The sequence below is a fragment of the Pseudomonas sp. ES3-33 genome, from assembly GCF_000952175.1.
Classification (GTDB): domain Bacteria; phylum Pseudomonadota; class Gammaproteobacteria; order Pseudomonadales; family Pseudomonadaceae; genus Aquipseudomonas; species Aquipseudomonas gregormendelii.
The window spans coordinates 18,313-38,459 of sequence record NZ_JZRI01000080.1 but is presented as its reverse complement, the minus strand read 5'-3'; the positions used below and the strand labels follow the sequence as shown (position 1 = coordinate 38,459).

At 60.3% G+C, this 20,147-nt stretch carries 20 protein-coding genes; 11 read left to right on the top strand and 9 right to left on the bottom strand.

Annotated features, from left to right (window positions below; translation table 11 throughout):
• Window positions 1-22 precede the first annotated feature (22 nt).
• The gene (locus tag UB23_RS15510; protein WP_045060184.1) at window positions 23-670 is read right to left on the bottom strand and encodes a LexA family transcriptional regulator; all 648 of its coding nucleotides are present in this window, start codon (window positions 668-670) and stop codon (window positions 23-25) included.
• A gap of 130 nt (window positions 671-800) precedes the next feature.
• Here UB23_RS15510 and UB23_RS15505 point away from each other — a divergent pair, with 130 nt between their 5' ends.
• Window positions 801-1,142, top strand: a complete 342-nt coding sequence (locus UB23_RS15505) for a DUF6124 family protein (protein WP_045060183.1) — start codon at window positions 801-803, stop codon at window positions 1,140-1,142.
• Between the two features lie 155 nt (window positions 1,143-1,297).
• Here UB23_RS15505 and UB23_RS28595 read toward each other — a convergent pair whose 3' ends face one another.
• Window positions 1,298-1,516, bottom strand: a complete 219-nt coding sequence (locus UB23_RS28595; protein WP_082069190.1) for a hypothetical protein — start codon at window positions 1,514-1,516, stop codon at window positions 1,298-1,300.
• 94 nt (window positions 1,517-1,610) lie between these two features.
• Here UB23_RS28595 and UB23_RS15500 point away from each other — a divergent pair, with 94 nt between their 5' ends.
• Window positions 1,611-2,762: a M14 family metallopeptidase gene (locus tag UB23_RS15500; protein ID WP_045060182.1), complete on the top strand. Its 1,152-nt coding sequence runs from the start codon at window positions 1,611-1,613 to the stop codon at window positions 2,760-2,762.
• Window positions 2,763-2,799: 37 nt separating this feature from the next.
• Here UB23_RS15500 and UB23_RS15495 read toward each other — a convergent pair whose 3' ends face one another.
• Window positions 2,800-3,345 carry a cytochrome b gene (locus UB23_RS15495; RefSeq protein ID WP_045060181.1) on the bottom strand — a complete coding sequence of 182 codons (546 nt, stop codon included), beginning with the start codon at window positions 3,343-3,345 and terminating at the stop codon, window positions 2,800-2,802.
• Entirely contained in the window at window positions 3,342-4,427 is a 1,086-nt protein-coding gene (locus tag UB23_RS15490) for a catalase family peroxidase (RefSeq protein WP_045060180.1), read from the bottom strand. The genes UB23_RS15495 and UB23_RS15490 overlap by 4 nt, the downstream gene beginning before the upstream one ends.
• A gap of 158 nt (window positions 4,428-4,585) precedes the next feature.
• Here UB23_RS15490 and UB23_RS15485 point away from each other — a divergent pair, with 158 nt between their 5' ends.
• From UB23_RS15485 to UB23_RS15470, 4 genes are all read left to right on the top strand, one after another.
• On the top strand, window positions 4,586-5,092 hold the full coding sequence (locus tag UB23_RS15485; protein WP_045060179.1) for a sigma-70 family RNA polymerase sigma factor: 507 nt from the start codon (window positions 4,586-4,588) through the stop codon (window positions 5,090-5,092).
• A complete protein-coding gene (locus tag UB23_RS15480; protein ID WP_045060178.1) occupies window positions 5,089-5,841 on the top strand; it encodes an anti-sigma factor family protein in 753 nt (250 codons plus the stop codon). The genes UB23_RS15485 and UB23_RS15480 overlap by 4 nt, the downstream gene beginning before the upstream one ends.
• Window positions 5,842-5,932: 91 nt before the next feature.
• Window positions 5,933-7,054: a cell division protein ZapE gene (zapE, locus tag UB23_RS15475; RefSeq protein ID WP_045060177.1), complete on the top strand. Its 1,122-nt coding sequence runs from the start codon at window positions 5,933-5,935 to the stop codon at window positions 7,052-7,054.
• 154 nt (window positions 7,055-7,208) lie between these two features.
• Window positions 7,209-8,522 carry a leucine-rich repeat-containing protein kinase family protein gene (locus tag UB23_RS15470; RefSeq protein ID WP_045060176.1) on the top strand — a complete coding sequence of 438 codons (1,314 nt, stop codon included), beginning with the start codon at window positions 7,209-7,211 and terminating at the stop codon, window positions 8,520-8,522.
• Between the two features lie 87 nt (window positions 8,523-8,609).
• Here UB23_RS15470 and UB23_RS15465 read toward each other — a convergent pair whose 3' ends face one another.
• Together UB23_RS15465 and UB23_RS15460 are read right to left on the bottom strand one after the other, a co-directional pair.
• Window positions 8,610-9,317, bottom strand: coding sequence for a YebC/PmpR family DNA-binding transcriptional regulator (locus tag UB23_RS15465; RefSeq protein ID WP_045060175.1), 708 nt, complete (start codon window positions 9,315-9,317; stop codon window positions 8,610-8,612).
• 205 nt (window positions 9,318-9,522) lie between these two features.
• Window positions 9,523-10,383, bottom strand: a complete 861-nt coding sequence (locus UB23_RS15460; RefSeq protein ID WP_045060174.1) for a LysR substrate-binding domain-containing protein — start codon at window positions 10,381-10,383, stop codon at window positions 9,523-9,525.
• A gap of 109 nt (window positions 10,384-10,492) precedes the next feature.
• Here UB23_RS15460 and UB23_RS15455 point away from each other — a divergent pair, with 109 nt between their 5' ends.
• The 3 genes from UB23_RS15455 (at window position 10,493) to UB23_RS15445 (ending at window position 13,292) form a co-directional block, all read left to right on the top strand.
• Window positions 10,493-11,602 (top strand): 2-aminoethylphosphonate--pyruvate transaminase, encoded by a 1,110-nt coding sequence (locus UB23_RS15455; RefSeq protein WP_045060173.1) that lies wholly within the window; start codon window positions 10,493-10,495, stop codon window positions 11,600-11,602.
• Between the two features lie 127 nt (window positions 11,603-11,729).
• Window positions 11,730-12,557 carry a phosphonoacetaldehyde hydrolase gene (phnX, locus tag UB23_RS15450; RefSeq protein WP_045060172.1) on the top strand — a complete coding sequence of 276 codons (828 nt, stop codon included), beginning with the start codon at window positions 11,730-11,732 and terminating at the stop codon, window positions 12,555-12,557.
• Window positions 12,558-12,743: 186 nt separating this feature from the next.
• Entirely contained in the window at window positions 12,744-13,292 is a 549-nt protein-coding gene (locus UB23_RS15445; RefSeq protein ID WP_045060171.1) for a cytochrome b, read from the top strand.
• 14 nt (window positions 13,293-13,306) lie between these two features.
• On the opposite strand, the gene UB23_RS15440 is transcribed toward UB23_RS15445, so the two are convergent.
• Both UB23_RS15440 and UB23_RS15435 read right to left on the bottom strand, forming a co-directional pair.
• Window positions 13,307-14,239 carry a 1-aminocyclopropane-1-carboxylate deaminase/D-cysteine desulfhydrase gene (locus UB23_RS15440; protein ID WP_045060236.1) on the bottom strand — a complete coding sequence of 311 codons (933 nt, stop codon included), beginning with the start codon at window positions 14,237-14,239 and terminating at the stop codon, window positions 13,307-13,309.
• A gap of 134 nt (window positions 14,240-14,373) precedes the next feature.
• Entirely contained in the window at window positions 14,374-16,413 is a 2,040-nt protein-coding gene (locus UB23_RS15435; protein ID WP_045060170.1) for an NADPH-dependent 2,4-dienoyl-CoA reductase, read from the bottom strand.
• 208 nt (window positions 16,414-16,621) lie between these two features.
• Between UB23_RS15435 and UB23_RS15430 the strand changes: the two genes are divergently transcribed.
• Both UB23_RS15430 and UB23_RS15425 read left to right on the top strand, forming a co-directional pair.
• A complete protein-coding gene (locus tag UB23_RS15430) occupies window positions 16,622-17,752 on the top strand; it encodes a carbon-nitrogen hydrolase family protein (RefSeq protein WP_045060235.1) in 1,131 nt (376 codons plus the stop codon).
• A gap of 3 nt (window positions 17,753-17,755) precedes the next feature.
• Window positions 17,756-18,796, top strand: coding sequence for an AraC family transcriptional regulator (locus tag UB23_RS15425; RefSeq protein ID WP_045060169.1), 1,041 nt, complete (start codon window positions 17,756-17,758; stop codon window positions 18,794-18,796).
• A gap of 301 nt (window positions 18,797-19,097) precedes the next feature.
• Here the strand turns inward: UB23_RS15425 and UB23_RS15420 are convergent, their stop codons facing one another.
• Window positions 19,098-19,958 carry a DUF2242 domain-containing protein gene (locus UB23_RS15420; protein ID WP_045060168.1) on the bottom strand — a complete coding sequence of 287 codons (861 nt, stop codon included), beginning with the start codon at window positions 19,956-19,958 and terminating at the stop codon, window positions 19,098-19,100.
• Window positions 19,959-20,147: the final 189 nt, after the last annotated feature.

The window sequence follows — 20,147 nt, the reverse complement described above, 5'->3', positions numbered from 1 at the left end:
CCCCCTGGCAGGGCCGATCTGATCAGAACTTGGCGGTGGCCTGTACGACCACGCCGATGATTCGGCAGTCGGCAGTGTACAAAGCCTTCGGATAAGTAGGGTTGAGCGGGACCAGGTAACGTTGGCCGCCCTCCTCGATCAATTTGCGGAAAGTGGCTGCGGCGCTGCCGGGCCATTGGGCAATCACCAGCTTGCCGGGCAGCACCTCAACCTCCGGATCGACCAGGATCAGCATGTCGTGGGCAATGCTCGGCCCACTGGGCGCGTTCATCGCATCACCCTCTACCTTGAGCCAGAACGCGCCGCCACGAGCGTGGTAGTCGGACAGCTCGAACTGCGTCGCACCGTACACCGGCAACTCCCCATCGCGCAGCTGCTGTGCGTCTTGCCAATCACTGATCGGGTAGCGAAATGAAGGGTTATAGCGCTGCGCCAAGGGAGGATTATCTTCCTCGTAAGCCTCGACCTCCCGGAGCACCATTGCCACTTCGAGGAAATCCAGGCCCAAGGCTTGCAGCACACGGTTCATGTCGTCGACAGCGGGCTGACGTCGTTTATTCAGCCAGTGTCCAACACCACCCTGCGACATCCCAAGACGGTCTGCGAGTATCTCCTGAGTGATATTGAGCTCACTCATCTTGGCCTTGACCAATTCAATCCATTTATCCATGTCCGGCACGATACGCGGGCTCCTGTCCGCGCTCAAAACACAATCTGTATTATTTCATTGGTCGAAACAAATACGTTTTGTACTAATCTGGTTTTCCGGATTTGACCATAAAAAAGGAGTTTACGTCACCATGGCAATCACCAGCACCGACCTGCCCGACGAGCCAATGGATATCACCCTCAACTCGCCACAGGGCTTCGCTGCCGCACAGCGCGCGCTCGATCATTACTTGAAACCAGCCGTGTCAGCAGAGCCCGAACAACCGCGCTTTTTTGCTGTAAACAAGAACGTCAGCAGCGAGGAGGCACTTGTACATGCCTCTGACCTGATGCGGTGCGCGGCCTCCATTGCCTATGAGTCGGCCAGTAACCTTCAAGGCGCCAGCCGGGACCTGACGCTGTCGACGGTGCACCTGATCGATATGGCCAGGGCCATGGTGGATCGGTCGCTTGACGAAGGTAAGAAGGGCTGAAACGAAGGCACCAGGAAAGAATTTCCCTGGCGAACAGCGAAAAGCGTTTGACTTGCAAACGAGAATGATTATTATTGCATCATCTGGTCGCGAGATCAGTCGATGGACCAAGAGACCTTAGGTCGGTCTCCTGGACTATCTCCTCATCAGGCTAATCACGGTTTTTGACCCGGCTTTTTGCCGGGTCTTTTTTTGCCAGTTATTCTGGCTTTTGGCTTCAGGCTAATGAAGTCTTCAGGCACTGCTAATTCGATGGCGCGGATGATATCAAAAGAATGTTCCTTGGCAAGAGAGGCCCGGTAACATTGGGCCAAACTATTGATAAATAGCACTTGAGAATCAATCGCACAGTCTCTAAGCTGCGTCGGCGTCAAGGAGGACGCCCCCCAAATTCCTGGCAATTTCCCCGATTTTTCCCTTCCCTGCGTGTAAAGTAACAGCCATAAAAATCATATTCAGGAATCGACTATGACCGTGGCTAAATCCTCTTTCGACATCAGCGCAAATTTCGACAGCGGCAATATTGAAGTGATCGATATCAGCAATCCGCTGCAAGCGTTGCTGGCCATTCGACCCGATACCCGCAGCCCGCACTTCCAGTGGTTCCACTTCAAGGCCAGCGGCCTGCACGTGGGCCAGGAGCACTGGTTTCGCCTGAGTAACGCCAGCAAGTCCTCCTATAACAAGGCCTGGGACGGTTACCAGGCCGTTGCCTCGTATGACCACGTCAATTGGTTCCGGGTACCCACCATCTTCGAAGGCGACTGCCTGCGCTTCAGCCTGGAAGCCACTGCTACCCATGCCTGGTTCGCCTACTTCGAACCCTACAGTCGCGGGCGGCACGACTGGCTGATCGAGCAGGCGCTGACCAAGGCCGGCACCGAGCTGCTGGCTACCGGTAAAAGCGTCGAAGGCCGGGACATCCAGCTTCTGCGCAAAGGCACCGGAGCCGAGGGTCGACGCAAGGTGTGGATGATTGCCCAGCAGCACCCGGGCGAACATATGGCCGAATGGTTTATGGAAGGTGTGATTGAGCGCCTGGAAAAACACGACGACCCGGTCCTGAACAAACTACTGGCCAGTGCCGATCTGTACCTGGTGCCGAACATGAATCCGGACGGCGCCTTCCATGGCCACCTGCGCACCAATGCCATGGGCCAGGACCTGAACCGCGCCTGGCAGAACGCCAGCCAGGAAGTCAGCCCTGAAGTGCTGTTCGTGCAACAACAGATGGAACGCTACGGCGTTGACCTGTTCCTCGACATTCATGGCGACGAAGAGATTCCCTACGTGTTCACCGCCGGCTGCGAGGGCAACCCTGGTTACACCCCGCGGCTCGCTAAACTCGAAGAGCAATTTCGCAGTCATTTGAAGCACCTTACCAAGGACTTCCAGACCAAGCACGGCTACACCCGCGATGAGCCGGGCAAAGCCAACATGACCCTGGCGTGCAACAGCGTCGGCGAGAAATTCGACTGCCTGTCGCTGACCCTGGAAATGCCCTTCAAGGACAACGACGACGCGCCGAACCCGCTGACGGGCTGGTCGGGCAAGCGCTCCAAACAGTTGGGCAAGGACGTGCTGACGACTGTTGCCGATATGGTTGACGTGTTGCGCTGATTGGCTATGGCCGCAGCTGCAGCTGCGGCCATCGAAGTCAGGCGCGGTCCTTGCCCCGCAGCATGCTGTCGAGCACCTCGTCACGGCGCACCCAGCCATGGAACAGCGCCGCCGCCAGGTGCAGCAACACGGTCAGGAACAGCAGGTAGGCCAGGTACCCGTGGGCCTTGCGCAAAATGGCAAATACCTGCGCGTTGGCCGGTACAATCGAAGGCAGCTGCAACGAACTGCTGAGCATTACCGGATCGCCCGCCGCCGAAATCATTGCCCACCCCAGTAGCGGCAATACCAGCATCAGTGCGTACAGCAGCAGGTGCGAGCCTTTGGCCGCGAGCACTTGCCATCCCGGCAAATCGGCAGGCAGTGGCGGCTGTCGAGTGGAAAAACGCACGACGATGCGCACGATCACCAACACCAGAATGGCGATGCCCAAGGGTTTGTGCAGGTGGATCAGCCACTCATGACGCTCGGACACCGAGGCAACCATGCCTGCCCCAATAAACAGCATGGCAATAACCATCAGTGCCATCAGCCAGTGCAGCAACCGCGCCAATGGCGCGAAGTGGTTCGGTTGAGTGCTCATTGGCGAGCCTCCTGTTTGGCGGCGGGCAACTGGCTGACTTCACTGGTACGACGCAAGTAGGAACTGGCATAACCGGCTGAACGAGCGGCGAGCAGTGGATCGCCCGAGCCCTCGATGCCGGCAGGTAGTACCAGCGGGTCATAGTTGATGTCCCGGCACTCGCCACTGAGTTGCGGCTGGACGTTTTCGAGCACCAGAGTCCCGGCATTTACCACCTTGCGCCCTTCGGGCCAGGCCTTGCTGGCATCGTCTATCGGATCACCGGGGTTGGCCAGGGTGATGTTCAGCTGCCAACGCAACGGCCCGGCGCCCATTCGCTGGGCCAGGTCCTGCTCGAGAAAATCGGTGCCTTGCGGCGCCGTCGCACCGGGTGAATCCTGGGCAACCGGCACCATGCTCCAGCGCACCGCCTGGCGCTGACCGGCGGCGTTGACCAGGTAAAACGCGTTCACGCTGTTGTAGGTTTCAGTCACGTAGCTGGCCGACGGCTTGGCGGTTTTGATCCACGCCAGAAACGGCGCAGCTTCCGGATGCGCGCCGAAGAATGCTGGTACCGCCGCAGGGTCGGGTTTCCCGGTGGCGGGTACGGGTGACTGGGCCTGCTGCAATTGATAGAAGGCTTCGGGGGTGCCAACCGGGAACACCGGCATGCTGTTCATCCCGGTGCGCCATTGTTGTCCATTGGCCTGGGTAAAGCGCAGCGCCATGCTGCGGATCGGCACGCTGCTGTCCGGTGCGTAGGGATTGCCAGCCGGCAGCGCGAACCGCCCGACCACCGGGGTGCGTGCTTCATTGAATACCTGGGCGCTGGAGTAGCTGCGCGCCTCTCCGCTGCTCTCGAAATGCCCGATCACGCAAACACCTTTGGAGTGGTTGCGCCGGTACCCCGGGTGCACGCCGTTGTTGGTTTCCAGCACGTTAATCAGTTTTTTCGGCGTCAGCCGCTGTGGGTCAAATGTGCCGTTGACGTAGGCAAAGGCCCCGGCAACGGCGGCGACCACCAAAGCGATACCGCCAAGGCGCAACACCAGGCTGGTGGCGCTCAGCGGTGGCCGGGTGGGCGGTGATGAGCGATCTACCATGAAAGACTCCAGGGCCTGTGGCCGCAAGTGAGAAGAATCAAGCAGACGAACCCCCGGACGGTTTATTCCATCACCGGGTGTTTATTTATTCGCGCGTGGAATAACCTCGAACGCCGAGCGTCTTCCTGGTCCACAGCGTAGTGACTAGTCAGAACTTCATGAACGATATCGACGAACAACTGAGTGAAATCATTCCCAGGTTGAGGCGATTTGCGCTGTCCCTGACGCGTAATCCCAGCAGCGCCGATGATCTGGTGCAGACCTGCCTGGAGCGCGCACTCTCACGCTGGAGCGACAAACGCCCGGAGGGAGACTTGCGCGCCTGGTTGTTCTCGATTCTCTATCGACAGTTCCTCGACGCCCACCGGCGCTCCCGGCGTTATGCGCGAATGCTCGAATTTTTTACCGGCCGTGAAGAAGCCGAGCCGTCTGCAGAGCGCACGGTGATCGCGCAATCGACGCTCAAGGCCTTCGACCAGCTCACCACCGAGCAACGCGCACTGTTGCTGTGGGTATCAGTCGAAGGCTTGAGCTACAAAGCGGTGGCCGAGATTCTCGAAGTGCCCATTGGCACCGTGATGTCCCGCCTGTCCCGCGCCCGCCAGGCGTTGCGCCAGCTCAGCGAAGGTGAAATCACCCGCCCTGCCCTGCGGAGACTCAAATGATCAGCATGCCCCCTGACGAGCGTGATCTGCACGCCTACATCGACTGCCAGCTCAGCGCGGCGGACCGACTTCTGGTTGAAACTTATCTGACAAACAATCCGCCCGTGGCCGCCACCGTGCGCGCCTGGCAGCAGGATGCCCAACAGTTGCGAGCCGATCTGAGCGGCGCGCTGCAGCAACCGGCCAATCCGCAGCTGCAGCCGGCGCTCATTCGCCAAGGGCTCAAGCGCCAATCCCGCCGTCACCTGGCCAGCGCCGCCGTACTGCTGCTGGCCGTCGGCGTTGGCGGTTTCAGCGGCTGGCAGGCCCGGGAAATGACCCTGCTCAGCGCTGCGGCACCGATGGCCGATGCCATGCAGGCGTATCGTCTGATCGCACAGCAAGGCCTGTTGCCGGCGGACTTCAAAGTCGGCGAACAGGGCGACATGCAGGCCTGGCTAGACCGTTATTTCACCCAGGCCAACCGACTTCCCGACCTCGCTCACGCCGGCTTCAAACCGGTCAGCGGGCGCCTGCTCAGCACCGAGCAAGGGCCGGCGGCGATGGTGGTCTACGAGAACCGGAACGGACAGAAGATCAGCTTCTACGTGCGCCCGCCAGGGCCGAAGAACTTCCTGCTACCCCGAGGCAGTCGCAGCGATGGTGAGCTGCAGGCCGAGTACTGGTCAGGTGCCGGGTATAACTATGCAATGGTCAGCCCCAGCGATACGCCAGCGGCGCAGTTGCTCAGGCAAACGAAAACGTTTTGACCCACAGCGCTGGAAGCAAAACTACCCATTTGGTTAAACTGTGCCGCCGCCGCGCGGGGCGCCGGCGAGAAAATCACGGGGTGACATTCCAGTGGCTGTTCGACCACCCAAGCGTTTGCGACTCACACCACGTTGGCCGGCACTGCGCCGCCTGTTTGCCAAGGCATCGACTACACCGGTGGCCAGCGCAAGGGTGATCCACGACTACTTTCGCCACAAGGCGCATGCCCAAGGCTATACCCTCAGCCACAGTCAGCAGCGCGTGATCGATTGCATGGCGCACTACGCCCCCTTGCTGCCAGGCTCAGCGCAGCGAAAACTTCCCGGGCTGTATCTGCACGGCGCCGTGGGGCGGGGCAAGAGCTGGTTGCTGGACGGTTTTTTCCAGGCCGTCCCGATCGCCGAAAAACAGCGGCTGCACTTCCATCAGTTTTTTGCCCAACTGCATCAGGAAATGTTCACTCATCGCGAGCAGACCGATGCCATGGAACACAGCCTTGAACACCTGCTGGACGGTTGTCGGGTGTTGTGTTTTGACGAGTTTCACGTCCACGATATCGGCGACGCGATGCTCATCACCCGCTTATTCCAGGCGCTGTTTCGCCGAAGCATCCTGCTGCTGGTCACCTCAAACTATCCGCCGGAAGGCTTGCTGCCAAACCCGCTGTACCACGCACGTTTCAAACCGGTCATCGACCTGATCAACTCGAAAATGCAGGTCATGGAAGTCGGCGGGCCCCACGACTACCGCAGTCAGGCGCGGCACCACGCCCAGCAAGTCTTCACCCATGGACATTACCTCTGGCCGGACACACTGCAGATCAGACGCCGGTTGAATTTCCCAGAGGCTGATGCTCCGCCCCTGCAACTGTCTGTCGGCACCCGTCAAGTGCAGGCCCGCTTCAGCGATCGGCGCACGATCGGATTCACTTTCACCGACCTGTGTGAACACCCCACGGCCGTCATGGACTACCTGGAACTGTGCCGACAGTTCGACCACTGGATCATCGTCGACCTGCCCCTGCTCGCCGACACCACCATCGCCGCGCAGCAGCGGTTTATCAACCTGGTCGACGTGCTTTACGATCAGGACAAACACCTGACGTTGGTCAGCCAGCATTCGCTGAGTGCGAGCCTGGGTGGTGATGCAATCGACCTGGCGCGAACTCGCAGTCGGCTGGGGCAGTTGATGGAAATCAATGAGTTGAATTGATCATTCTTCGCCTTGAATGCCAATCGCGAGCAGGCTCGCTCCCACAGGTGCTCGGAAATCATTGTGGGAGCGAGCCTGCTCGCGATTGGTACAGTCACCACATGTCTCGCTATCATGCGGGCGCCCCTCTCCAAATGAATAGCGAATCGATTTCATGGACACCCTTGACCAACTGCGCGCCGGCCAACTGGCGGGCAGCACCCGCCTTGATCTCGCCTGCGGCCTGAGTGACTTCCCCCGGGAAATATTCGACCTGGCGGACTCCCTTGAAATCCTCAACCTCAGTGGCAACGCGCTCAGCCAACTACCAGACGACCTGCATCGACTGACCCGCCTGCGGGTGTTGTTCTGCTCGGACAACCTGTTCACCGAACTGCCCGCATGCCTGGGCCAGTGCAGTTCATTGACCATGGTCGGTTTCAAGGCCAACCGCATTACGCAGGTTCCGGGCAGCGCACTCCCGCCATTGCTGCGCTGGCTGATCCTGACTGACAACTGCATCAGCGAACTGCCGAGCGAACTGGGCGCGCGCCCGCACCTGCAAAAACTCATGCTCGCCGGTAATCAGCTCCAGCGCTTGCCTGACAGCCTGCAACACTGTCATCGACTGGAACTGATCCGGGTCGCCGCCAACCAGCTAACCGAACTCCCCGAATGGCTGCTCACCCTGCCAAGCCTGACCTGGCTGGCGTACGCCGGTAACCCGCTGGAAACCGAGGCCGATGCTGCGCTGCTTGAATCGACTGCCGTCATCCCCTGGCCGGCATTGCGCCTTGAGCAGCAACTGGGCGAAGGTGCTTCCGGGGTGATCCATCGAGCGACCTGGACCCGACCAGGCGCTGGGGAGCTGCCAGTGGCGGTCAAACTCTACAAAGGTGAAATGACCAGCGACGGTTCGCCCTTGCATGAAATGAACGCGTGCATCACTGCAGGCGAGCACCCCAACCTCATCCGGGTCGAGGGACGAATCGTCGACCATCCACAGGCTCAGACCGGACTGGTCATGGAGCTGATAGAGCCGAGCTTCCGCAACCTGGCGGGTCTGCCGAGCCTGGATTCCTGCAGCCGCGACGTCTACGCCGATCACACCCGCTTCAGCGCCAGTGTGGCCCTGCGCATCGCTCGCGCCATCGCTTCGGTGGCCGAACATCTGCACCGCCAGGGGATCACCCACGGCGACCTCTACGGCCACAATATTCTCTTTAACGAGCGGGGTGATTGCCTGCTGGGAGACTTTGGCGCGGCGTCTTTCCACGCGAAATCAGACAGTGCCGAAAGCCGCGCCCTGCAGCGACTTGAAGTGCGCGCCTTTGGGGTACTGCTGGGGGAATTGCTGGAGCGGATCGATTCGGGCTTGACCGCGCATGGCCGTGAACAACTGGACCAATTGCAACAGCGTTGCTGTCAAGCGCAGGTGATGGAGCGGCCCGGGTTTGGCGAGGTGGTCCGGGTTCTACAGGATCTGTGACCGGCACAGACCCTGTCGCACCAAACTCGCTCCCACGACCCGTGGGAGCAAGCCAGTCCGCGATAGCGGTATTACGAAAGAAACCGATTAACCCGCCAAGCCGACAAACATGTCCTGCACATCATCATGGTTGTCCAGGCCTTCGAGGAAAGCCTCGACTTCAGCCATCTGTTCGTCGCTCAAGCCACTCACCGGGTTCTTCGGCTGGTAGCCCAGCTTCGCCGACAGTACGGTAAAACCTTGCTCAGGCAAGGCTTTCTGAACCGCATCGAGGTCCGCAGGCTCGGTCAGGAACAGGGTCGTGCCCTCTTCTTCGCCCGGCTCAAAATCCTGTGCACCGGCTTCGATTGCGGCCATTTCCGGATCAGCATCCGGGCTGTCCGGGGACGCCTCGATCATGCCGACATGGTTGAAATCCCAGGAAACCGAACCCGAAGCGCCCAACTGGCCCTTGCGAAAGGCAACACGAATCTCGGCAACAGTACGGTTGATGTTGTCGGTCACGCACTCAACGATCAGCGGCACCTGATGCGGGGCAAAGCCTTCGTACGTCACACGATGGTATTGCACGGTTTCGCCGAGCTGTCCCGAACCTTTCTTGATCGCACGTTCCAGGGTTTCGCGAGGCATGGACGCCTTCTTCGCCTGCTCCACCACCAGGCGCAAATGCGCGTTAGTCGCGACATCGGCACCATTGCGCGCGGCAATCGTGATTTCCTTCACCAATTTGCCGAAAATCTTGCCCTTGGCATTGGATGCCGCTTCTTTGTGTTTAACCTTCCACTGTGCGCCCATTACTCACTCTCTTGTCTGTGGCGCCGAAACATCTATTGGCCGACGCTTTGTGCAAGTTTATACGGCCTAAAGTCGGCAATCGACCAAAAATTCCACCGGTCTGATCGCCATGATGGACAGGCTTCTTCAATGATGGTGGCTCCCACAAGGAAATGCGCTAACCGGCTGTGGGAGCAAGGCTCGCCCGCGATGGCCGCACTGCGGTCTATCCGCCCGGCGCCAATTCAAAGAATGCCTGGATCAAGCGCAAATCCCGCCGCCGCGCCATGCACCCCATCATGTGCCGATTCACCAACCCCTCGCCCATGATCGGCACCGCCGTCACCCGCGGGTCATGGCTGACTTCCACCGAAGACACCACGCCAACGCCCAACTCAGCCGCCACGGCTTCGGTCACTGCCTCGCGGCTGTCCAGCTCCAGTAATACCCGCGGACTGACACTGGCCTGGAGGCAGGCATCATCAAAGGTTCGACGGGTAATCGAACCCGGCTCGCGCAACACCATGATCACCTCGTGCAGCTCCTTGAGAGACACCTTCAAACGTTGCGCCCAGGGATGATTGTGCGGCACCAACGCGCACAGCCGGGATTCGCTCAACGCTTGCAAATGCAGGCCTTTGCGTGGCTCGACCTCAGTGAGTACGGCAATGTCCGCATGCTCGGACAACAACGCAGCCAAGGTCTCCTGGGCGTTACCCAGGCGCAGGTTCACCGTGATTCCGGGGTACCGGGCGCGCAAACTGGCAAGCATCGGCATGACCAGGTGCGGCCCGTCCGCCGCCACCTCCAGGCGCCCGGTAAGCAACTGCCGGTTAGCCTCCAGCATCACCTGCGCTTCCTCGGCCAGGCCAAACATCGCCCGGGTGATCGCCGCCAGTTTGGTGCCTTCCTCCGTCAGTTCCACCCGTCGCGCAGTACGGCGCAACAAGGTGATCTGGTAATGCTCTTCCAAAGCCTTGATGTGCCCGGTGACTGCCGGCTGGCTGATGAACAGCCGCGCAGCGGCCCTTGTGAAGCTGCCTTCGCGCGCCACCGCATCGAAGGCGCGTAGCTGGAACAGGTTCATGAATAACCTTCACTGATGACTGGCATAACAACAAACAATTTGATTGATAGCACGGCAAATTGCAATTTAAGTCCCGTAGCTTCATGCCATCGATTGCGAGGACACGAGAATGAGTACTGCTGAGCCCATCCTGCTCACCCCTGGCCCGTTGACCACTTCGGCGCGCACCCGTCAGGCGATGATGGTCGACTGGGGTTCATGGGATGACCGCTTCAACCACCTTACCGCCAGCCTCTGCGAGCAATTGCTGGCAATCATCAACGGCGGCGAAAGCCACCACTGCGTGCCACTGCAAGGCAGCGGCACCTTTGCGGTAGAAGCGGCCATCGGCACTTTGGTACCCCGTAACGGCAAGGTGCTGGTGCTGATCAACGGCGCCTATGGCAAACGTCTGGCGAAAATCTGCGAAGTCCTCGGTCGCTCTTTCAGCACTTTCGAGACCGCCGAAGACGAGCCCACCACGGCGGCCGATGTCGACCGTCTGTTACGGGCGGACGCCAGCATTACCCACGTCGCGTTGATTCACTGCGAAACCAGCACCGGCATCCTCAACCCGCTGCCGGAAATCGCCCAGGTCATCGCGCAACAGGGTAAACGCCTGATCATCGACGCCATGAGTTCCTTCGGGGCCTTGCCGATCGACGCTCAGCAGGTGCCGTTCGATGCGCTGATCGCCGCCTCGGGCAAATGCCTCGAAGGCGTACCGGGCATGGGTTTTGTTTTCGCCCGCAAGGAAGCCCTGGCCAATGCCGCCGGCAACTCCCATTCCCTGGCCATGGACCTGTTCGACCAGCACACCTACATGGCCAAGACCGGCCAATGGCGCTTCACCCCGCCGACCCACGTGGTCGCGGCGCTGCATGAAGCCCTGCTGCAATACAACGAAGAAGGCGGCTTGCCGGCCCGGCACCAGCGCTACGCCAACAACTGCCAGGTATTGCTCGACGACATGGCCAAACTGGGCGTGCGCAGCTTTTTGCCCGCTGCGATCCAGGCGCCGATCATCGTCACTTTCCATGCGCCAAAGGACCCGCGCTATCAGTTCAAGGAGTTCTACGAACGGGTCAAGGCCAAGGGTTTCATTCTCTACCCCGGCAAACTGACCCAGGTCGAAACCTTCCGCGTCGGCTGCATCGGCCACGTCAACCAGGCCGAGATGCACGCGGCTGTGGCGGCGGTGGCTGAAGTGCTGCGGGAGATGGAAGTGCTCGAAATCTAGTGCTCCTGCTCGCGATGACGCCCGATCAGTCAACACACCGTGGAATGAAAGACTGCTTTGCCGAGCAGGCTCACCCCAACATAAAGCCAATCATTTGAACATTGTGCCCACACAGGAATTCGTCACCATGAACTACAACAGCCCAACCAAACTCCAGGCCGCCATCCTCGACTGGGCCGGTACCGTCGTCGACTTCGGCTCTTTCGCGCCGACCCAGATCTTTGTCGAAGCCTTCGCCGAGTTCGACGTCCAGGTGTCCATCGAAGAAGCTCGCGGGCCGATGGGCATGGGCAAGTGGGATCACATCCGCACCTTGTGCGATCAGCCACAGGTTGCCGAGCGTTATCGCGCGGTGTTCGGACGCACGCCCAACGACGATGACGTCACCGCCATCTACAAACGCTTCATGCCCCTGCAGATCGAGAAAATCGCCGAGCATTCGGCGCTGATCCCCGGCGCACTGGATACCATCGCCAACCTGCGCCAACAAGGCATCAAAATCGGTTCCTGCTCCGGTTACCCGAAGCAGGTCATGGACAAAGTGGTCGAGTTGGCGGCCACCAACGGTTACGTCGCCGACCACGTGGTCGCCACCGATGAGGTTCCGAACGGTCGCCCATGGCCGGCCCAGGCGCTGGCCAACGTGATAGCCCTGGGCATCGACGACGTTGCCGCGTGCGTGAAGATCGACGACACCCTGCCGGGCATTCTCGAAGGACGTCGCGCGGGAATGTGGACGGTTGCCCTGATCTGTTCGGGTAACGCACTGGGCCTGGACTACGAGGGCTATCGCGCCCTCGGCAGTGACCAGCTGGACAGCGAGCGCCAGCGCATTCACGCCATGTTCGAAGGCTCGCGCCCGCACTATATGATCGACACGATTTCGGACCTGCCCGAAGTCATCGCCGACATCAACCAACGCCTGGCCAACGGCGAAATGCCTCAGACGCGTTGATCACGCTGTCGTGATCCTCCAAGGCGCCAGCCCCCGTCGGGCCTGGCGCCTTTTTTGTTGGCTGAAGATTGACCCAGGGCATTGAAAGAAGCATCGCGACAGGCGCACGGGACGAAACGGGCTTACAGTTAAGGCACACCGTCGAAAGAGCGGTGAACCTGCAAACCGCCCGTGAGGAATACCTGTATGCCGTGGAAGAGTTCTGAATCACGTTACAGTACCGTATCCATCACCTTGCATTGGTTGATGTTGGTCCTGCTGGCGCTGGTGTATGCCTGTATCGAGTTTCGTGGAGCGTTCCCCAAAGGCAGTGGCGGGCGGACGTTGATCACCGAATCGCATTTCATGCTCGGCCTGACGGTCTTCGTCCTGGTCTGGCTGCGCCTGTTGGCGCGCAGTGTCGGCCCCGCCCCCAGAATATTCCCGGCCTCACCGCGCTGGCAAAACGCACTCGCCAAGGCGATGCATTGGGCGTTATATCTGTTCATGATTGCCATGCCGATACTGGGTTGGCTGACCACCAGCGCCAAGGGCCACCAAGTGATGTTCTACGGCTTTGACCTGCCGTTACTGATCCCGGAAGACAAGGCGCTGGGGAAACAGATCGAGGGCTGGCATGAGCTGGGTGGCACGATCGGCTACTGGCTGATTGGGCTGCATGCACTGGCGGGGGTTTATCACCATTACGTGGTGCGTGATAACACCTTGTTGCGGGTGATGCCTAAACGGGGCTGAGGCGAACGCGGGGCTCAGGGACTTGGCGCCGCCTGAAATCCTCGCCGGCCTTGCAAGCCGCCCGTATGGATGAAGATCAGGCGCGACCCTGGCTTGAGTTTGCCGGCGTCGATGTGCTGCTTTAGCGCGAGCAATGCCTTGCCGGTGTAGAGCGGTTCCAGTGCAATACCGCTGGCCTGCTCGGTCTGCTCGATGAATTCAAGCAACGGCGCATCGACCTTTGCGAACCCGCCGCGACTGGCGTCGAGCAATTGATAAGCGCTGTGGGGCGACCCGGCCTGCTGCATGATTGCTTCGCCCTGCTGCTCCACGCCATGGTCATCCGGTACCGCCAGCGCGCCGTGGACCGGATGCGCACCCGCCTCCGCGAGCACCAGGCCGGCCAGGGTGGTACCGGTGCCACAGGCCAGCCACCAGCCGTCGTAACCACTCCAGCCCAGGCCATGCAATTGCTGGGCGACCATCGACTTGAGTTGCATGCAGCCTTTGGCCCCGAGCAAACCGCCGCCCCCTTCCGGCACCGCCAGCAAGTCTGGATACAGGGCGCGCCAAGGCTCCCAGAACCCTGCCTCATGCCGCGCGCGATAACCGCCATAACCCAGCCAGTGCAATTGCATGCCGTACGCCTGCAGGTCTAGAACGGTGGGCGTGTCCTGGGGATGACCGCGCAACAGCCCGACGGTGCCGAAGCCGAAGCGCTTGCCTGCCGCCGCTAATGCGTGGAGATGATTGGAGTGCGCGCCGCCGAGGCTGATGATGCCCTTGGCACCGACGAGGTCTGCGGCCTTGAGATGCTCAATGAGCTTGAACCATTTGTTGCCGCTGATCAGTGGGTCGATCTGGTCGAGGCGCAGGACGGCGACTTCGATACTGGATCGTGAGAGCCAATCGAGCTGAAGGGGTTCGAGGGGGGCGTGGGGGAGCCAACTGGAAGGAGGAAAAAGCATTCGCGTCTGATTGTACTTGGAAAGAGCCAGCATTCTAGTCGCTTGAAGGACGCTATCGCGAGCAGGCTCGCTCCCACACTGAATCTGTGGGAGCACGCCTGCTCGCGACAGCCATTGGCACGCTGGACCTGCTGTTACAACTGCGCAGCCAGTCGCGAACCCTGGTTGATGGCGCGCTTGGCGTCCAGTTCGGCCGCCACATCCGCGCCGCCGATCAGGTGCACATTCTGTCCCGCCGCGACCAGGCCATCGTGCAACTCGCGCAACGGGTCCTGCCCGGCGCAGATCACGATATTGTCCACCGCCAACACCTGCGGCTCGCCGGTTTCGCCAATGCGGATATGCAAACCCTCATCATCGATCTTCAGGTACTCGACACTGTTGAGCATCTGCACCTGTTTGTTTTTCAAGCCGGTGCGGTGGATCCAGCCGGTGGTCTTGCCCAGACCGTCACCGACCTTGGATTTCTTACGTTGCAGCAAGAACACTTCACGGGCCGGAGCGTGGGGCTCTGCCTTGATTCCGGAAACGCCGCCGCGCGCCTGCAGAGCAGTATCGATACCCCACTCTTTCCAGAACGCTGTCCGGTCCAGGCTGGTCGATACGCCTTGGTGCACCAGGAATTCCGAGACGTCGAAACCGATACCCCCCGCACCGATCACCGCCACGCGCTTGCCTACCGGTTTGCGCTCGAGGATCACGTCCAGGTAACTCAACACCTTGGCATTTTCCACCCCCGGAATCGCTGGCGTTCTCGGCGCGATACCGGTGGCGAGAATGATCTCGTCGAAACCGCCCTCCACCAGTTGCGCGACGTCTACACGGGTGTTCAGGCACAGTTCCACGTGGGTGGTCTGCAGCTTGCGCCCGAAATAGCGCAAGGTTTCGAAGAACTCTTCCTTGCCCGGCACGCGCTTGGCGATGTTGAACTGGCCGCCGATCTCACTCGCCGAATCGAACAGCGTCACCTGATGACCGCGCTCTGCGGCCACGGTGGCCGCCGACAAACCGGCAGGACCGGCGCCGACGACGGCAATTTTCTTGATCTGCTGCACCGGCAGGTAGTTGAGCTCGGTTTCATGACAGGCCCGCGGATTCACCAGGCAGCTGGTGAGTTTGCCGCCAAAGGTGTGGTCCAGGCACGCCTGGTTACAGCCGATGCAGGTATTGATTTCATCGGCGCGGCCAGCGGCGGCCTTATTGACGAAGTCGGCGTCGGCGAGGAATGGTCGCGCCATCGACACCATGTCGGCGTCGCCTTCGGCCAGAATCTGTTCGGCGATTTCCGGTGTATTGATGCGGTTGGTGGTGATCAGGGGAATGCTCACCGAGCCGCGCAGCTTGGCCGTGACTTTGCTGAACGCGGCTCGCGGTACCTTGGTGGCGATGGTCGGGATGCGCGCTTCGTGCCAGCCGATACCGGTGTTGATGATGGTCGCGCCAGCCTGTTCGATGGCCTTGGCCAGGGTGACGATTTCTTCCCATGAGCTGCCGCCTTCCACCAGGTCGAGCATCGACAGGCGGAAGATGATGATGAAATTCGGGCCTACCGCTTCGCGCACTCGCCGGACGATTTCCACCGGCAGGCGCATGCGGTTTTCGTAGCTGCCACCCCAGCGGTCGGTGCGATGGTTGGTGTGAGCCGCGAGGAACTGGTTAATGAAGTAACCTTCGGACCCCATGATTTCCACGCCGTCGTACTCGGCTTTCTGTGCCAGGGTCGAGCAGGTGACAAAATCGCTGATCTGCTTCTCGATGCCTTCCTCGTCCAGCTCTTTAGGCTTGAACGGGTTGATCGGCGCCTGGATGGCACTCGGCGCCACCTGCTTGGGGCTATAGGCATAGCGGCCAGCGTGCAGGATCTGCATGCAGATCTTGCCACCGGCCTCGTGCACGGCGCGGGTGACGATCTGGTGTTTGAGTGCCTCTTCCTCGGTGGTCAGCTTGGCCGCGCCGGAGTAAACCCCGCCCTCGTCGTTCGGGCCGATGCCCCCGGTGACCATCAGGCCGACACCGCCACGAGCGCGTTCGGCAAAATACGCCGCCATGCGCTCGAATCCACCCGGCTTCTCTTCAAGGCCGGTGTGCATCGAGCCCATCAGGGTACGGTTGCGCAGCGTGGTAAAACCCAGGTCCAGCGGGGCCAACAGGTGCGGGTAATAAGCGGCGGCCATCGGTAACTCCACAACGAGCGATCACGGAAAAAGTGCAGGAGCTCTACGGCCCCGTCATTCATGCTGGACAGACTAAGAGCCGCGCCGCCATCGCTCAATGACCGAAACTGACAACTTATTGATCCAAATGCGCAGCGCCCCTTGGCAAGCGCCGGCATGGGCCCTACCCTACTCGCGAACCCTGCACACGGCCGTTGACTGTTTTCCCATGCGCAAACTTCTGTACCTGACCTTATCCATGGCATTGATTGCCGCCCTGACGACCTACGCGATGTGGGCCGCAGACCGTCCCGTGGGACATTACCTCTCCGACCTGCGCATTGATCTCGCGGTCGACCAGGGTGTTCCGGGCACTCATGGCAACCTGTTGGGTATCCAACCCGAGTTGTTCCCCACCGATTATCAAAGCCCGGCGCGCCTGCATCGCAAACTGGCGGCTTACCTGCAAAAGGCCGAACAACAGGGCCTGCTCAACGAAAAAACCATCGTCGTGCTGCCGGAACACGTCGGCACCTGGCTGATGGTGAGCGGCGAAAAAGACGAGTTGTACCAGGCCACCACGCTGAAGGAAGCCATGAACTGGCTGGCCGCGAGCAACCCCTTGAAGTTCGCCCGGGCCTGGATCGGAGCCGAAGGCGACAATCGCCTGGATGACGCGCATTTGCGAATGAAGGCCAAGGGCATGGCCAAGGACTACCAGGCACTCTTCGGTGGCCTGGCGAAAGAATTCAACGTGACCCTGGTCGCAGGGTCCATCGTGCTACCCGAACCGAGCATCATCGATGGCAGGCTGAGGATCGGCCGTGGTGCGCTGTTCAACAGCAGCGTGGTGTTTGGTCGTGACGGATTGCCAATCGGCCAGCCTCAACGGCAGATCCATCCGGTGTTCGATCAAAGTGATGTGATCGCTGCCAATGGCGAGCACGCCATGAATGTCGTCGACACGCCGGCCGGACGCCTGGGCGTACTGATCGGCAGTGACAGCTGGTACCCGGACAACTACCGCAAACTCAACGAACAGGGTGCGCAACTGGTAGCAGTACCGGCCTATGTCATGGGACGCGGCGCCTGGGATCAACCATGGCGCGGCTACAAAGGGCTGGCCACTCCGAGCTCGGTCAGCCTCAAGGCCGGTGAGCTCAGTGAAGGCCAGGCCTGGCAACGCCTGACCCTGACTGCGCAACCACCGAGCAGCCAGGCCATCGGCGGCATGAGTGTGTTCCTGCGTGGCCAGTTCTGGGACAAGGGTAGCGCCGGGCATAGTTTTCTCAGCAGCAACGGCCAGCATTTTGCCGACGGCGATGCCCGTGGCGCACGCCTGCTGAACCTTTGGTTGTAGGCCATGAAACCGCTGCCGATGCGCCTCGGAGACCTGTCGGTGGGCTTCGTCCACAGCCTGGCCGATGCGGTGCGCAGCCACGACCTGGACCCGCAGCCCTTGCTCGAGCAATACGGGCTCGACGCCGCGCGCTTGAGCGAAGCCGGTGCGCGGTTATCGATCCCTCGCTACATGCGCCTGGGCCACAGCGCAATCCAACTGACCGGTAATGCCGCACTGGGTCTGCGCATGGGCCAGCTCAGTCGCCTGAGTCAGGCCGGCCTGGCGGGCATCACCGCCGCCCAGGCTCCGACAGTACGCGAAGGAGCCCGCTGCCTGATTCGCTTTGAAGCCTTGTACGGGTCCAATTACCGCGGCCAATCGAGCTTTCACGAAGACGCCCAGGGTGCCTGGTTGCGGTTCTATTCCATCAGCCCGTACAACAGCTACAACCGCTTTGTGGTGGATTCGATCATCTCGGGCTGGTTGCATCAACTGTCGAGCCTGTGCCCTGCCCCGTTGCGCGCCGAACGCATCGAAGTCGAGTTCCAGACCCCAGACTACGCGCAAGCTTACGAAGGCCTGGGCGACTGCCCGATTCAGTTTGGCAGCGAGCACAACCAGCTGCGCTTGAGCCTTGCCAGCCTCGGCCAGCGTAACCCGGAGCACTGCCCCAGCACTTGGCGCCACCTGTTGCAGCTGTGTGAGCGGGAACTGGAACAATTGACCCGCACGCGCAGCCTGCGTGAACGCATCACTCAGCTGCTGGGGCCGTTATTGAATGGCGGCCGGGAACCCGACCTGGAAGAAGTGGCGGCACGCCTGAAGCTGCCCACCTGGACCTTGCGGCGCAAGCTTGCTGAAGAAGGCACGCAGTTTCGTGCAATCCTCAACGATACCCGTCGCGACCTGGCCATGACCTACATCCGTGACACCGAACTGGCATTCGGAGAAATCGCCTATTTGCTGGGCTTCGCTTCAGCCGAAGCCTTTCAAAGGGCCTTCAAGCGCTGGAGCGGCCAAACCCCCGGCGAATTTCGCCGAAGCCATCGCCAATCAGCCTGAGGCCTAGAGCTCGGTAGCGTCTTCGGCAGGTTCCAGCGGATCGAGTTCGAATGCCTGGTACTCGAGCAGTTCTTCTTGATAATCGTCCATTGTTACATCCCTCACTGCTCGTTAAAAAAAACGCCTGAATAAATGACCAGCGCCTTGAGCATAAAGTGCCCGCATGAAAGAAAAATGACGCAGGTGCGCCGCTCGGCGGCTACCGATTAAAACGTAGCAGGCGTCAGGGAATTTATCGCGGGGGTTTTTCTAGACAGGCCGTAGAGCTACGGCCTGGGTGACATGGATCAATGACCGAATATTACTGACCTGAAGCGGGCATGGCCGGGATCGGTTCGCTGGGCGGCGGCAGGCTCGATTCGGGCGGTGGCGTGACTGTTTCAGTCGATGACGCAGGCTCGCTGACTTCGGCTGGCGTGATCGGTGCCGCTTCAGCCGGTGGCGTAACCGGCTCGGAAGCCGCAGGAGCCGTTTCGATCGGCGCCGGGGCAGGTTCCGTTATCGGTGCTGCTGGCGCCGGCTCAGCAGCCGGTACTGGTGCTGGTGCGGGTACCAGCGCAGCCGGTGCCGCCTTGGTTTCAGGCATGCCCAGATCGGTTTTCGGCTTTTCCGGAATGTGTGCAGCTTTTTTTGCTTCCGGGGGCAGGAACAGCTCGACCAGGGCAAAAAAGCGTTCGTAGAATTTGGCGGACGATACCGTTTCGCTGGCCACCTTCACCATCGAATCATCCGACGAACCGATCGGCATCGATACCGAGCCCAACACACCGACACCCAGGCTTGCGGAATTGTTGGTCTTTTTCAATGCATAGCGGTCTTGCAAGGCGTTGGCGAACATGGTCGCGTGGTGCCCTTCGCTGCCGTCATCGGCGCACACCACACTGAAACTGATTTCCATGTGGGTTTCGCCAGTCTGCTGAAAGCTCTTGTGGCCACTCACCAGTTTTGGATCGCTGCTGGTGATGATATAGCCCTGGCTCAACAGAGCCCGACGAGCGGCTTCACAGGTTTGTGCGTCGGTCACCGGGTAATTGCGTGAAAACGTACCGGAGTCATCGAAGTTCTCATGCTCGTAGATGGCGGCTTTCTTCGACGAACAGCCGGCAGCAGCGCCCAGCACCAATGCCAGCCCGACAACACGCATGGGAAATGATTTAAACATTGAACATCCTGAAGAAAACGGTCCGGGGCGTATTGTGCAACAGATCGATGCTTAGCGTCGCATCGATTGCGTCTTGTAACAATTACAGGTGGTTGACCATCATTTCAGCCTCCCATTCCATCTGGCTAATCAGCAATGTTACTTAACCGAATGCGAGCTCAAAAAAAAACCCCAGCCGGCTGGCTGGGG

Bases quoted from the DNA above. Each gene is read 5' to 3' on its own strand.
- UB23_RS15485 (WP_045060179.1), top strand. From the start codon at position 4,586: ATGAACGATATCGACGAACAACTGAGTGAAATCATTCCCAGGTTGAGG.
- UB23_RS15445 (WP_045060171.1), top strand. From the start codon at position 12,744: ATGCCGTGGAAGAGTTCTGAATCACGTTACAGTACCGTATCCATCACC.
- UB23_RS15425 (WP_045060169.1), top strand. From the start codon at position 17,756: ATGAAACCGCTGCCGATGCGCCTCGGAGACCTGTCGGTGGGCTTCGTC.
- UB23_RS15440 (WP_045060236.1), bottom strand. From the start codon at position 14,239: ATGCTTTTTCCTCCTTCCAGTTGGCTCCCCCACGCCCCCCTCGAACCC.
- UB23_RS15490 (WP_045060180.1), bottom strand. From the start codon at position 4,427: ATGGTAGATCGCTCATCACCGCCCACCCGGCCACCGCTGAGCGCCACC.
- UB23_RS15480 (WP_045060178.1), top strand. From the start codon at position 5,089: ATGATCAGCATGCCCCCTGACGAGCGTGATCTGCACGCCTACATCGAC.
- UB23_RS15455 (WP_045060173.1), top strand. From the start codon at position 10,493: ATGAGTACTGCTGAGCCCATCCTGCTCACCCCTGGCCCGTTGACCACT.
- UB23_RS15500 (WP_045060182.1), top strand. From the start codon at position 1,611: ATGACCGTGGCTAAATCCTCTTTCGACATCAGCGCAAATTTCGACAGC.
- UB23_RS15470 (WP_045060176.1), top strand. From the start codon at position 7,209: ATGGACACCCTTGACCAACTGCGCGCCGGCCAACTGGCGGGCAGCACC.
- UB23_RS15495 (WP_045060181.1), bottom strand. From the start codon at position 3,345: ATGAGCACTCAACCGAACCACTTCGCGCCATTGGCGCGGTTGCTGCAC.
- phnX (WP_045060172.1), top strand. From the start codon at position 11,730: ATGAACTACAACAGCCCAACCAAACTCCAGGCCGCCATCCTCGACTGG.
- UB23_RS15505 (WP_045060183.1), top strand. From the start codon at position 801: ATGGCAATCACCAGCACCGACCTGCCCGACGAGCCAATGGATATCACC.
- UB23_RS15435 (WP_045060170.1), bottom strand. From the start codon at position 16,413: ATGGCCGCCGCTTATTACCCGCACCTGTTGGCCCCGCTGGACCTGGGT.
- UB23_RS15510 (WP_045060184.1), bottom strand. From the start codon at position 670: ATGGATAAATGGATTGAATTGGTCAAGGCCAAGATGAGTGAGCTCAAT.
- UB23_RS15465 (WP_045060175.1), bottom strand. From the start codon at position 9,317: ATGGGCGCACAGTGGAAGGTTAAACACAAAGAAGCGGCATCCAATGCC.
- UB23_RS15430 (WP_045060235.1), top strand. From the start codon at position 16,622: ATGCGCAAACTTCTGTACCTGACCTTATCCATGGCATTGATTGCCGCC.
- UB23_RS15420 (WP_045060168.1), bottom strand. From the start codon at position 19,958: ATGTTTAAATCATTTCCCATGCGTGTTGTCGGGCTGGCATTGGTGCTG.
- UB23_RS15460 (WP_045060174.1), bottom strand. From the start codon at position 10,383: ATGAACCTGTTCCAGCTACGCGCCTTCGATGCGGTGGCGCGCGAAGGC.